General features: G+C 65.6%; 14 protein-coding genes and 1 pseudogene. 7 read left to right on the forward strand and 8 right to left on the reverse strand.

What is annotated here, in order from left to right:
• A pseudogene (locus Q0R27_RS07925) lies at positions 1-120 on the forward strand (IS5/IS1182 family transposase); the annotation flags it as partial.
• A gap of 440 nt (positions 121-560) precedes the next feature.
• On the opposite strand, the gene Q0R27_RS07930 reads toward Q0R27_RS07925, so the two are convergent.
• Positions 561-713 carry a DUF2256 domain-containing protein gene (locus Q0R27_RS07930; protein WP_293943112.1) on the reverse strand — a complete coding sequence of 51 codons (153 nt, stop codon included), beginning with the start codon at positions 711-713 and terminating at the stop codon, positions 561-563.
• An 88-nt stretch (positions 714-801) separates the two neighbouring features.
• Between Q0R27_RS07930 and Q0R27_RS07935 the strand changes: the two genes are divergently transcribed.
• Positions 802-2,334 carry a hypothetical protein gene (locus Q0R27_RS07935; protein WP_293943114.1) on the forward strand — a complete coding sequence of 511 codons (1,533 nt, stop codon included), beginning with the start codon at positions 802-804 and terminating at the stop codon, positions 2,332-2,334.
• A 1-nt stretch (position 2,335) separates the two neighbouring features.
• Here the strand turns inward: Q0R27_RS07935 and Q0R27_RS07940 are convergent, their stop codons facing one another.
• The 3 genes from Q0R27_RS07940 to Q0R27_RS07950 all read right to left on the reverse strand — a co-directional run bounded on the left by Q0R27_RS07940 (position 2,336) and on the right by Q0R27_RS07950 (position 4,988).
• Positions 2,336-3,238, reverse strand: coding sequence for a Brp/Blh family beta-carotene 15,15'-dioxygenase (locus Q0R27_RS07940; protein WP_293943116.1), 903 nt, complete (start codon positions 3,236-3,238; stop codon positions 2,336-2,338).
• A 134-nt stretch (positions 3,239-3,372) separates the two neighbouring features.
• Positions 3,373-4,143: a bacteriorhodopsin-like gene (locus Q0R27_RS07945; protein WP_293943118.1), complete on the reverse strand. Its 771-nt coding sequence runs from the start codon at positions 4,141-4,143 to the stop codon at positions 3,373-3,375.
• A gap of 227 nt (positions 4,144-4,370) precedes the next feature.
• Positions 4,371-4,988, reverse strand: a complete 618-nt coding sequence (locus Q0R27_RS07950; protein WP_293943120.1) for a LuxR C-terminal-related transcriptional regulator — start codon at positions 4,986-4,988, stop codon at positions 4,371-4,373.
• A gap of 236 nt (positions 4,989-5,224) precedes the next feature.
• On the opposite strand from Q0R27_RS07950, the gene Q0R27_RS07955 reads away from it, so the two are divergent.
• Positions 5,225-6,133 carry an IS1595 family transposase gene (locus Q0R27_RS07955; RefSeq protein WP_293943122.1) on the forward strand — a complete coding sequence of 303 codons (909 nt, stop codon included), beginning with the start codon at positions 5,225-5,227 and terminating at the stop codon, positions 6,131-6,133.
• Between the two features lie 158 nt (positions 6,134-6,291).
• Complete coding sequence (locus Q0R27_RS07960) at positions 6,292-6,915, forward strand: hypothetical protein (RefSeq protein WP_293943124.1); 624 nt, start codon at positions 6,292-6,294, stop codon at positions 6,913-6,915.
• 472 nt (positions 6,916-7,387) lie between these two features.
• Here the strand turns inward: Q0R27_RS07960 and Q0R27_RS07965 are convergent, their stop codons facing one another.
• Both Q0R27_RS07965 and hrcA read right to left on the reverse strand, forming a co-directional pair.
• Positions 7,388-7,930: a nucleotide exchange factor GrpE gene (locus Q0R27_RS07965; protein ID WP_293943126.1), complete on the reverse strand. Its 543-nt coding sequence runs from the start codon at positions 7,928-7,930 to the stop codon at positions 7,388-7,390.
• Positions 7,927-8,961 carry a heat-inducible transcriptional repressor HrcA gene (gene hrcA / locus Q0R27_RS07970; RefSeq protein WP_293943128.1) on the reverse strand — a complete coding sequence of 345 codons (1,035 nt, stop codon included), beginning with the start codon at positions 8,959-8,961 and terminating at the stop codon, positions 7,927-7,929. Before hrcA ends, Q0R27_RS07965 begins: the two co-directional genes overlap by 4 nt.
• Before the next feature lie 141 nt (positions 8,962-9,102).
• On the opposite strand from hrcA, the gene rph reads away from it, so the two are divergent.
• Together rph and rdgB are read left to right on the forward strand one after the other, a co-directional pair.
• Entirely contained in the window at positions 9,103-9,807 is a 705-nt protein-coding gene (rph, locus tag Q0R27_RS07975; protein WP_293943130.1) for a ribonuclease PH, read from the forward strand.
• A complete protein-coding gene (rdgB, locus tag Q0R27_RS07980) occupies positions 9,804-10,412 on the forward strand; it encodes an RdgB/HAM1 family non-canonical purine NTP pyrophosphatase (protein WP_293943132.1) in 609 nt (202 codons plus the stop codon). Before rph ends, rdgB begins: the two co-directional genes overlap by 4 nt.
• Here the strand turns inward: rdgB and Q0R27_RS07985 are convergent.
• Complete coding sequence (locus Q0R27_RS07985) at positions 10,386-10,898, reverse strand: CAP domain-containing protein (RefSeq protein ID WP_293943134.1); 513 nt, start codon at positions 10,896-10,898, stop codon at positions 10,386-10,388. The genes rdgB and Q0R27_RS07985 overlap by 27 nt on opposite strands.
• A gap of 67 nt (positions 10,899-10,965) precedes the next feature.
• Here Q0R27_RS07985 and hemW point away from each other — a divergent pair, with 67 nt between their 5' ends.
• Positions 10,966-12,141, forward strand: a complete 1,176-nt coding sequence (gene hemW, locus Q0R27_RS07990; protein ID WP_293943136.1) for a radical SAM family heme chaperone HemW — start codon at positions 10,966-10,968, stop codon at positions 12,139-12,141.
• A gap of 16 nt (positions 12,142-12,157) precedes the next feature.
• Here hemW and Q0R27_RS07995 read toward each other — a convergent pair whose 3' ends face one another.
• Positions 12,158-12,481, reverse strand: a complete 324-nt coding sequence (locus tag Q0R27_RS07995) for a hypothetical protein (RefSeq protein WP_293943138.1) — start codon at positions 12,479-12,481, stop codon at positions 12,158-12,160.
• Positions 12,482-12,529: the final 48 nt, after the last annotated feature.

Here is a 12,529-nt window from a genome sequence, read left to right on the forward strand (position 1 = left end):
ATCGAGATCATGTTCGGCCGCCTCAAGGACTGGCGCCGCGTCGCCACTCGCTACGATCGATGCCCGACCGTCTTCCTCTCCGCCATCGCCCTCGCCGCCACCGTCATCTTCTGGCTCTGATCAACGAGTCCTGACCCTAGCCGTAAGTCAATCAGTTAAGTTAGATCGCTGATTCCCTCTGAAGATGTGAAGGCCAACCACTACCCCACCCCCTTCGGCCCTGCAGCGCACGCAGTTGAGGCGGGGGACCAGCGCGCGGAGCGGGGTCGCGCCGCCAGCGCCGGGCGAACCATCATGCCGCGTGCCAGCCCCTCTCCCCTCTGCGGGAGAGGGAGGACTCGGCGAAGCCGAGCCAGGGTGAGGGGACGGTGGTGCCAACGGGGGCTGGCCTGGTGCCGGAGTCTTTCTTCCATTCCTGCTGATCTGTCTGACGAAGAAGGGCTCGACACATGGGCATTGCCCGATCGCACCACAGTCCCCTCACCCTCCCACCGCTTCGCGGCGGGCCCCTCCCTCTCCCGCAAGGGGGAGAGGGGCTAACATCATGCCGAAAACCCCGATCAATCCTGACGCGCCCCCTTCCCACGACACCGGTCCGAGCAAAACTTCACCGCCTCCCAGTCTTGCGCCCATTTCTTGCGCCAAGTGAACGGCAGGCCGCAGGCGGCGCAGGTCTTTGTCGGCAGGTCGCCCTTCCGGACCATCCTCGGCATCGGCACTTCCTTGCGACCGGGACATTATTTCCCCGACCAGCACAAATAACGCTGTCCTACAGTTAGCCTTTCTGGTTCATAATCACGGATGAAAAAGAAAACACCGGGGTCACGCCCCACTTCGCCGGGGGCCCAGCCTCTTCCTGCAACCGCGCCCCTCCCCACAACCGCGCCTCTCGCCACAACCGCGCCCCTCCCCGCAACCGCGCCGCTCGCCTCGAACGCGACCCGACGCGCCGCCGCCGCCGCCAGGCGCAAGGCCAAGCGCTCCCCCGCTAAAACGCCCCCAAAAACTACCACCCCGCACCCCCTCGCCGCGCCGATCACGGACCCGGTCACTCCCGCCTGGGTCCCGCCCGGCTCGACGCTCGACAAGGAACGCCGTCGCCTCAACCGCGAACGCGGCGCATCGTCCAGCCTGTCGGCCGCCGCCGACTTCGAGCGCGCGGTCACGAAGATCGCCGCCCGCCGCGCCGCCGCGCCCGACGGCGAACCGGTCTCGTCGCAAACCGAACACGCCTGCACCCACCCCCAGCGCCACCCTGCGGTCGAGGCCGCGTTCGATGCGTCGCAGGGCAATCGCGACCCGCTCAACCGGACCGAACAGATCGCCTTCCACATGGCCGAGCTCGAGGCGCTTCGCGATACCGACGACGCGACCGGCTGGACCGGCTTTTCGCGCCGCCTGTTCCTCTCGATCCTCGCCGAATCGGGCAAGGTCGCCGAAGCGTGCGATGCAACCGGGCTGGTTCGCTCGGGCGCCTATGCGCTGCGCAACCGCGATCCGGTCTTCGCCGCTGGCTGGGATGCCGCCGCCGCGCTCGCCCGCGCCCCGCTCGCCGACCGGCTGGCCGAACAGGCGATCGACGGGATCACCGACACCGTCACCCGCGCCGACGGATCGACCGTCACCCGCCACCGGTTCGACAGCCGCCTGTCGATCGCGGTGCTCAACCGCCTCGACCGGCGCTGCGACCGCGCCGAGGCAGCGGGCGCCTGCACCTTCGGCATCCAGGCCAATTGGGAAGCCTATCTGGTCGCCGTCGGAACCGGCGATCATGCCGCCGCGATGGCGATGATCGCCCCGCCGCCCCCGCCCGATCCCGCGCCCGATCCCGCGCCCGAAACCGCGCCCGAAACCGCGCCCGCGAAAAACTCGCCAGTGCGTCCACACTGTCCAAACAGCGACGAAGCCGACATCACCAAACTCCCCACCAGCGAGCTGCTCCGCCGCATGAAGGCCATCCGCGACGGCAGCTTTGGCGAAGACGGGCAAAACTCCGACGACGATGACGAGTCGACCGACCTCAGCGAGCGGGTGTGGACCGACGACAATGGCGACACCTACACCGACTTCGCCCCGCCCGCGGGCTTCACCGGCTGGCAGGACGGCGCATGGGGCGACCCCGACTATAATCGCAGCCTAAATTCCGGGGAAACCGCCGCCTATGCCGCGGTGAAGGCCGAATGGGCCGCCGAGGACGAAGCCGAAATCGCCGGGAGGCGCGGCCACGACGCCGGGCTGAGGGACTTTTTCTTTGGCTTTGGCGAGGAAGCGGGGGGCGAGGAAGCGGGGGGCGAGCCAGCGGGCGATCCAGCGGGCGATCCCGACGGCAGCTAGGCTAGGCGCCCCGCTCCGCCACGTTGCGTCCCGCCATCCGCAGCACCAGCGGCATCATCATATGCGGCACCGTCAGCACCGACAGCACGACGAACGTCCCGCGCAGCACTCCCGCCGACAGCGCCGGCACCGACACCTCCGGCGCGCCGAGCCAGGCGATCACGAGGACCAGCAGCAGCGACGCGGCGCTCGCCGCTGTTACGGGAAACCGCCACGCCCGCCCGCCTGGGCCTGCTTTCCCGCCAAGCTCGGCCAGCCCGCGCGCGAACTGGCGCGGGGAATGGAACAAGCCGAAGCTCAGCGCGAACCCGACGAGCGGCGGGAGCAGCACCATCCCGGCCAGCGCCGCCGCGCTCGACGCCGCCAGCATCCGCCGCCCCGCGCTCCACAGCAGCGCGCAACCGGTCAGCCCCGCCGCGATCGCCACCGGCGCGACCAGCAGCAGTGAATTGGCCAGCGGCGGGATCGCGCCCGGCCCGGCGATGATCGCGAACAGCGCGTCGATCTTGGCTCGGTGGAACAGCAGCGGCGCCGCGAGCAGCGCCAGCGCGCCGCCGTGCGCGATCAGCCCCGGGCCCGGCCAATCCTCGCCGAAATGCCCGATCGCGACCGCGAAAAACAGCAGCAGCGCGGCGCCGGGCATGACCCACCACAAGGCCGCCATCGCCCCGGCCAGCGCAAGGTACGAAGCGATCGCGCGCGTCCTCGATCGCGCCCCTAGCAGCCCGACCATGTCAAGCGCGCCATGCGGCAGCCCCAGCAGCAGGATCGCCGTGCACGACAGCATCGTCGCCGCGCCGCTGTCGAAGTCCGTTCCCAAAGCGGCGGCGACCAATGCCACTGCCGTCGCGCCGATGTGCAGCGCCCCGATCCGCACCTCGCCCCCAATCACGGCCTCATTCACGGCCTCATTCACGGCCTCATTCACGGCCTCATTCACGGCCCCATTCACGGCAACGCCGGCCGAAGGGGTTTTCCCTCCGACCGGCGCAGCGTGTTCAGAACCCCGGATCGCGGGATCACGATCCGGGATGGCAATCATGCCGCGTAGGGTGTCGAAACCCCGTCGGCCTCAGCCGCGGACTTGCGGACCGCGATGTTGTAGATGAGGATTCCGACGCCCGCCTTGGCGATAATGTCGGCCAGCGTGTAGCCGAGCTGCACCGCAACCTCGGTCGTCGCGCCCGACAGCGAAGTGTAGGGGATCATGTAGACGATCGGGTAGAAGCCCCACGAAGCGAACGTCAGCAACCGCGCCTGCTTGACGAGGTTGCGGACGTTATCGGGCTGGCTCTCGATCGACTTGCTCAGGCCGGCGAACAACGACCACATGATGTAGGTGAACGGGATAGCCGACAGCGTGCCCCACAGCGCGCGTGTCGCGTTGTTGGTGGCGATCTCACCCGGATAGCCGAGCACGATCATCAGCGCGGCGGCAGAGCCGAGCTTCAACGAGCGCGACATCGTCTCTTCCTTGGTCAGGCGCATCACCAGCACGAGCTCGATCAGCAGCAGCGGAACGGTCAGCAGCCAGTCAACATAGCGATAGGCATCGACGAAGCCGACCCCGGTGACCGTGACGACCCCGGCATTCACCGTGTAAGCGGCGTTCCAGCTCTCGAAAATGCGGAAATAGTGATAGGCGGCGATCGCGGTGACGAGCCCCGAGATGGTGATCGCTGTCTTGTAGGCGCTGCTGACCTGCGACCGGCTGATCCACAGGAACAGCGTCGTCGCGGCCATCGCCGCCAGGGTGAACGAAAAAGCGTTATATACCAGAGAGAACTGGTCGGCGGTAAGTTCCTGCATCATGACTTCCTTGCTGGCGAACGCTGGGGCGCCGCACGATCAACGCCGGTTCGGCTGCAATCGGCCGGAACGGAGCGGCGTCAAGGCAACAGGATCGGCTCGGTTGCCGCACGATGGCGTTGGCGAGAACAGGTTATCGAGCCCCCACCCCCGTGCGACCCGCCTCTCATGAACCGATGGCCGGGGCTCACCCATACGGCATTTAGGCCGTATCGCCAGGCCTCGACCTATAGCCGCGCTTCGACCGCAATTCGGATGGCGTCGGCGATGTTCGACGTGTGCATCTTCCCGAGCAGCAGCGCTCGGTGCATCTTGACCGTCTTCTCGCTCAGCGACAGCCGGTACGCGATCTGCTTGCTGCGAAAGCCGTTGGCGATCTCGCGCAGCACCTGCTCCTGGCGCGGCGACAGGCTGCGTACCAATTCGACTGCGTCATGATGGCGATTGGACGACGGCCCGACCGCCTCGGGATCGAGCTCGACCTGCGAGCCCATGCAATATTCGAGCTCGCCCATCTCGTCGAACACCGGCGCGACCAGCACCGCGTTACGAAACGGTTCGCCATCGCGCTTGTAGTTGAGGATTTCGACCAGCACCGGTCGCTTGCGCCGGATCCCGTCGCTGATCCGCTCGGTCAGCCACGGCTCGGTGTCGGGCCCGGCGAGGAAGCGGCAATTGCGCCCGAGGATTTCATCCTGCGCGTAACCGGTCAGCGCGCAGAACGCGGCATTGGCAGCGATGATCGGGTTCTGCGGCAGGCGCGGATTGCTGATTACCGACGCGATCGGGCTGACCGCAATCGCCGCGATCAGCGCATGGCACGACTCCCCGCTCCCCTGTACCATCGATCAGCATCCTCCGCTGCTGATCTAGAGCCTGATCGGTCGAGATGAAAGCACTACGCTTCCATCGAACGCGCGGCTTCAATCACGCCACCGTCCATCACAGCTTCGAATGTCGCAAGGGGATAATCACCAAACGCTTTCCTACAGCGAACCATATAGGCTATATGTCGGCAATTATATACTTGACGTACTAACGGTGAGGCCCTACTGTTTCAGGACAGACAGGAACCAAACCGATGACCAGCATAACCGACCCCATCTATCAGGACGCCAATAAGGCTCGTGAGCACCTTGAGGCGCTGCATTGGCCAGATGGTCCCGTCTGCCCTCGCTGCCGCACTGGCGACCGCATCACGAAGCTCGCGGGCAAGTCCACGCGCCCCGGCGTCTACAAGTGCAACGAGTGCGCTAAACCTTTCACGGTTACTGTCGGGACTATCTTCGAGGACAGCAAAATTCCACTGAACAAGTGGCTGATGGCGTTTCGGCTTCTGAGCGGCGGCAAGAAGGGTTTCAGCGCACACGAGCTGCACCGCGCTCTTGGCATCACCTACAAGTCGGCTTGGTTCATGGAGCATCGCATCCGTGAAGCCATGTCGAACAACTACGTTGGACCGATGGGCGGCGCTGGCGTGACCGTGGAAGCCGACGAGACATTTGTTGGCGGCAAGAAGCGCAACCGCGCATCTGGCAAGGTTGCTCCGAAGAAGATCGTAATGACACTTATAGAGCGCGGCGGTGAGGCTCGCTCGTTCCATGTCGCCAATGTCCACGGCAATACGCTGCGCTCGGTTCTCGCAACCAATGTCGATCGTTCGTCTCACCTGATGACCGATGCCGCTAACGCCTATCGTGAGGTCGGTCGGGAGTTCGTCTCACACGGCACGACTATACACGCCATCCGCCAGTATGTGGACGGCAACAAGCACTCGAACACCGCCGAGAACTTTTTCAGCATCTTCAAGCGCGGCGTGATCGGCACCTATCACCACATGAGCGCCGTTCACTTGCACCGCTACACGGCGGAGTTTGATTTCCGTTACAACACCCGCAAAATATCCGATGCGGAGCGCACTGAAGAGGCACTGAAAGGCGCACGCGGGAAACGCCTCTTGTACCGGCAACCTCGTTCGGTCGCTGCCTGATCTATACGAACCGCCTCGCCAGTATGGCGAACGACGCAAACCCTATTTTAAGTGAGACTCTTTCGATCGCTTGAGTATATCCTCATTGCTGATCGGGGGAGTCGTAAGCGCGCGGCGAAGCAGATCGTCTAAGCAATCAGATTGCGGGGAGGATTGGATTGGGCGGGGGTCTAAAGAAGAAGGCTTCATCGCGGCGCGACCTTACTGATGAGGAGCTGGGTGTAGCTTTATCAGAAATTGCCGACGGTTCCGATAGGGTCGCGGCGATTATGGGCTGCGCCCTTGTCGAAAACACTTTGGTTGGGGCGCTCATCACCTGCCTGGAAGATGCGAGCGATGCCGCAAAGCTATTCGATGACGAACGTGGCCCGTTCAAATCCTTTTATGCCCAAATCGTGGCGGCAAAGGCGATGGGCCTATTTGATGCCAAAATAGCATCAGCGCTCCACGCGGTTAGACAGATCCGAAATGAGTTCGCCCATGCAATCTTGAGTCTTGAATTCGAAACTGAATCAATCGCCAAGATGTGCATTAAACTCAAGAGTTTCGAGAACAAGGACGCTCATCACGAGAAGGTGTCACCGCCGCGCCGATATTTCGAACACGCCTGTTACGAACTTACTTGTGAACTGATTAGGGTCGGAACGAGGAAGTTTGAAAAAGACATAACCATTATGAAGCAGCGCATAGCGCTCGAAGAATATCAATCCAGAAGCAACGCGCTAAGCGGCCTCTCCCACTTCCTTAATACAATACCCGCCAGCCTCAAGGGCCGCGACTAGAACGTCGCGCGCGATTTCGCCGTCGTCGGTTCCCTCATTGACAATGACTTGAGCGGCCCCCGCCTCGATCATCTCGGGCGTGATGCTAACCTCTCTGGAACTGCGCCGGTCTGTCTCTTTCATTATACGACTCGATCGTTGGTACGTCTAGTATATAACTGCCTATATGTCGCCACATGAATCTGACCGACTCGTCTTTGCGACTCGCCCCCGCGCCAGGCTTTCACCGCGCGGACCGCTCGGGGGCGTCGTTCGCACCCGACGTCACCGCGAACATTGGGAACATTCGCGCCGGACAGGCTGCGGCCGAGTGGTCGTCGCGATGCCGACTCACCCCCACGTCACCGCGAACATTGGAAACATTCGCGCCGGCCCGGGCAAGCGGAACCCCGCCCCGCAAAGGCGACTACGGAGCCACCGCCACCCGCGAAGGCGACTATGGAGCCTTGGCCACCGTCACCCGCGAAGGCGACTATGGAGCCTTGGCCACCGCGACTAACGCCGGGCGCAGCAGGCGCTCCTTGAGCATGTACCCCGGCTGCATTTCCTCGACGATCGTGCCCGGCTCCTCGCCGCTCGGCATCTCGATCATCGCCTGGTGCCGGTTCGGGTCGAGCGGCAGCCCCTTGGCGGCGACGCGGGTCACCCCGTTGCGCGCGAAGATCGTCTCGAGCTCGCGCGCGGTCGCCTCGATCCCGGCGAGGAAGTTGGCTGCGGTCGCATCGGCGCGCAGTTCCTCGGTCACCGCGGCCAGTGCGCGGTCGAGATTATCCTTCACGCTCAGCATGTCGCGGGCGAACCCGGTGACGGCATAAGCCGATGCCTGGACCTTCTCGGCCTCGAGCCGGCGGCGGACATTCTGCGCCTCGGCGGCGGCGTAAAGCGCGGCGGCCTTGGCCTCTTCGAGCTGTTGTTCGAGCTCGCCGACCCGGTCATGCTCGGCCAGCTCTGGCGCTTCGGCAGCGGTTTCGCGGCGGATCTCTTCGGCGTCGTCGTGGAGATTTTGTTCGGTCATGATTCCATCATTCTGGTTAGCGCCTGGGCGGTGAAATCCACCATGGGGACCACCCGGGCATAGTTCAACCGCGTCGGGCCGATGACCCCTACAACGCCGACCACCTGCCCTTCGCTCCCTCGCCACGGCGCGGCGATCACCGACGAGCCCGACAGCGCGAACATCCGGTGCTCCGAGCCGATGAAGATGCGGCAGCCCTCGGCGCTGCGCGCGCCTTCGAGCACCCGCGCGATTTCCTGCCGGTCCTCGAGCTCCTCGAGCAGGCGGCGGACGTGGTCGAGGTCGGCGGCGGCGGCGGCGTCGATCAAATTGGCCTGGCCGCGCACGATCAGCAGCGGGCGCTGGTCGAGGTCGATCGACCATGCGGCGAGGCCCGCGGCGACCAGTTCGGCGGCGGCGGAGTCGATCGCCTGGCGCCGCTCGGCGACCTCGGTGCGCAGGCGGGCAACCGCCTCGCCGAGCGTCAGCCCCGACAGCCGCGCGCTGACGAAATTGCCGACCTCAACGAGCTGCGCGGCATTGGTTCCGGGGCTGAGCGGCACGACCCGGTTCTCGACGCTCCCGTCGATCCCGACCAGCACCGCCAGCGCCCGCGTCCGGTCGAGCGGAACGAAGCTGAGCTGCCGGAGCCGCTGTTCCTGTTTGGGCGCGAGTATCACCCCGGCGCAGGCTGAAAGCCCCGACAGCATGCTCGTCGCGGCATCCAGCGCCTGTTCGATCGGCCGGTCGCGCAGCTGCGCCTCGATCGCCGCCCGCTCGCGCTCCCCTGGCACCGACGCCTGCATGATCCCGTCGACGAACAGCCGCAATCCGCTCTCGGTCGGGATCCGCCCGGCGGAGGTGTGCGGATGGGTCAGCAGCCCGCGCTCCTCGAGTTCCTGCATCACCCCGCGGATCGAGGCGGGCGACAGGCTGACGCTCCCGGCGAGCATCTTCGACCCGATCGGCACTCCGCGCTCGATGTACGCCTCGACCACCAGCCGGAAGATGTCCCGCATCCGGGAGGAAAGATCGCCGATTGCTTCGTCCATGCCACCGTCTTTGCGAGGAACGAAGTGACGAAGCAATCCAGTCTTTCGTCAAGCTGGATTGCTTCGCTCCGCTCGCAAAGACGGGGTGGCGGGCGTGGATCGCTCGGGCTAGGGGATCGCCAACCTTCAGGAGACAAGACCATGCGCCCATCCGGCCGCGCCCCCGACCAGATGCGTTCGCTCAGCTTCGAACCCGGCTTTACCAAGCATGCCGAGGGAAGCTGCCTCGTCAGCTTTGGCGACACCCGCGTGCTCGTCACCGCGTCGGTCGACGAAAAGGTCCCGCCGTTCCTGCGCGGCAAGGGTCAGGGCTGGGTCACCGCCGAGTATGGCATGCTGCCGCGCGCCACCCACACCCGCGGCCAGCGCGAGGCTGCCAAGGGCAAGCAATCGGGCCGCACGCAGGAGATCCAGCGGCTGATCGGGCGCAGCTTGCGCGCCGTGGTCGACATGGGCCTGCTCGGCGAGCGCCAGATCCTGATCGATTGCGACGTGATCCAGGCCGACGGCGGCACCCGCACCGCCTCGATCTCCGGCGCGTGGGTCGCGCTCAGGCTGGCGGTCGATACGCTCAAGCTGGCGACGGACCCGATCCGCACCCAGGTCGCCGCCGTCTCGTGCGGGATCCACGACGGCGGCGCGGTGCTCGACCTCGACTATATCGAAGACAGCTCGGCGGGCTCCGACGGCAATTTCGTCCTCACCGGCGACGGCGCGATCGTCGAGGCGCAGATTTCGGCCGAAGGCGCGACCTTCGACGAGGAGCAGTTGCTTCGCCTCCTTCGCCTCGCGCGCATCGGTTGCGCCGACATTTTCGCCGGCCAGCTGAAAGCGGTCGGCCGGTGAGGAAACCCGCCAAGATCGTCATCGCCACGCATAATCCGGGCAAGCTGCGCGAGATCCGCGCGATGCTCGCCCCGCTCGGTATCAGGTGCGTCGGCGCCGAGGAGCTCGACCTCCCCGAGCCCGAGGAAACCGGGGTGACGTTCGTCGACAATGCCGAGCTGAAGGCGCGCCAGGCCGCGGACCTGAGCGGCCTCCCCGCGCTCGCCGATGACAGCGGGCTCAGCGTGGATGCGCTCCACGGCAGCCCGGGTATTTACTCCGCCCGCTGGGCAGAAGACGGTGATGGGTCACGCGACTTCGGCCGGGCAATGGAGCGTGTATGGCGCGAGGTCGAATTGGCCGGTCCCGACGCGGGGCATGACGCACACTTCGTCTGCGCCTTGTCGCTCGCCTGGCCCGACGGCGCGATTGAAAGTTTCGAAGGACGTTGCGACGGCACACTCGTCTGGCCACCACGCGGCGACAGGGGCTTCGGCTACGACCCGATGTTCGTAAAGGCCGGGATGGACCAGAGCTTCGGCGAGATCGACCAGGCCGAGAAGCACCGCATCAGCCACCGCGCCGACGCGTTCGCCAAGCTAGTTGCCGCGCTCGGCCAGGTGTAGCGACGGGTCGAGCGTGGTGCCGTCCTTATTGCCGGTCGGGGCATAGCGGCAGACGAAATAATCGGTGGTCGCGTTCGAGGCGAGGGCGCAGCCGACCTCGGTCGTCGTCGGCCACACGATCTGCGTATAATGGGCGACATCGTGCCACTGCCCGGTCTTGCTGACGTCTGGAAAAACGCCACGATGGAACAGCCGGGCTTCCTCGATCATCACGCCGACCATCACGTCATAGGAGAAGAGGCCGCGCGACCCGCGCCACAGGTTTTCGCCCATCAGCTTGCGGCGGCCCGGGGTCGAATCATGTTCGTAGGTTCCGGTCGCGGCCATCCGCTCGGCATAGCCGCGCGCCGCACCCGCCAGCTGCGCATTCCAGCTCATCGGCGTCGTCCCGAACGCCCGCCGCGCGTCATTGTGGAGGCGCAGGGCGGTCGCCCGCAAAAGAGCATCGCCACGATCGGCCGGTTTGGGCCAGTTGGAACTGGGCATCGGCCGCAACGCCGCCGAGCCCGCGCATGGCGCTAGCAGCAGAAGCAAACTAAGGATTTTGGTCAGCATGGCCCCCCACTTGTCCGACACATTGGTAAACAAATTCCTGCCCGGCAAGGAGTTGGCGCTCTACGTCCACTGGCCGTTCTGCGTCTCGAAATGTCCTTACTGCGATTTCAACAGCCATGTCCGCGACGGTGTCGATCAGGCCGAGTGGCGTGGCGCATTACTCGCCGACCTCGCGCATGAGGCGGCATTGCTCCCGGGACGGCAACTCAGTTCGATCTTCTTCGGTGGCGGCACCCCGTCGCTGATGGACCCCGCCACGGTCGCGGCGGTGATCGAGGCGGCGCGGCGGGCGTGGCCGGCGAGCGACGACATCGAGATTACGCTCGAGGCCAACCCCAACAGCGCCGAGGCCGCGCGCTTCGCCGACTTGGCGGGCGCCGGGGTCAACCGCATCAGCCTCGGGCTGCAGAGCTTCGACGATGAATCGCTCGCCTTCCTCGGCCGCGCCCATTCGGCCAGCGAGGGGCTTCGCGCGCTCGAGGCCGCGCAATCAGCGGTCGAGCGGGTCAGCTTCGATCTCATCTACGCCCTGCCCGGTGACGACGAGGCGCGCTGGGCCGCAAGCCTCGACCGCGCGCTGTCGCTTGGCACCGAGCATCTCTCGCTTTACCAGTTGACGATCGAGCCCGGAACGCGCTTCGCCTCGATGGTCGCGCGGCGCGAGTTCACCCCGCTCGATCTCGACACCGCCGCCACCCTGTTCGAATTGACGCAGGAGCGCGCTGGCGCCGCCGGCATCCCCGCCTACGAAATTTCCAACCACGCCCGGCCCGGCGCGGAGAGCCGCCACAACCTGACCTACTGGCGCTACGGCGATTATGCCGGGGTTGGTCCCGGCGCGCATGGCCGCCGCCTCGGCCAGCGCACCGTGCGTCACCGCAAACCCGAGAATTTCCTCGCCGGCATGGCGCGCAACGGTCACGGGCTGGTCGAAGAGGAAGTGCTGACGCCGGTCGAGGCGGCGCGCGAAGCGCTGGTGATGGGGCTACGGCTGGCCGAGGGGATCGACCCGCAGGCGCTGGCGGCCCGGGTCGGTGTCGACCGGCTCGTCGATGATGCCGTGGTAGACCGGCTCGCCGCTCATGGCCTGCTCGAACGAACCGGCCCCCGCCTCGCGACAACCCCCGCCGGGCGCCTGCTGCTCGATTCCATCCTCGCCGAAATCGCCGCCTAGTTAGCCCGAACAAACCCTATTTTGTCGCGGTGATGCTGCCCTTTTCGCGATAGCGGTCGACCCAGTCGGCGAGATAGTCCCCGACCTGCTCGTCGGCGTCGAGCTCGGCCTTCTTGCGCGCCCAGCCGACCTTGACGTCATAGGCGATGACTTCCGACCGGAAACTCGTAATTTCCCCGGCGCAGCTTTGTTTGGCGAAACCGGCGAAACTGTCGGGCGTGATCTTGGCCGCGTCGGCCTTCTCGATCGACCCCTTGAAACATGCTGTCATGTGCGCCCGCGCGCTATTGTCGGTCGGATTGCCACCGGCCAGAGCGAGCGCGATCATCAGTGCGAACATCCTGCCTCTCCACGCATCTGTTGCAACGGGCAGAATGACTCTTTTTTG

The organism is Sphingomonas sp. (assembly GCF_025362505.1).
GTDB lineage: Bacteria > Pseudomonadota > Alphaproteobacteria > Sphingomonadales > Sphingomonadaceae > Sphingomicrobium.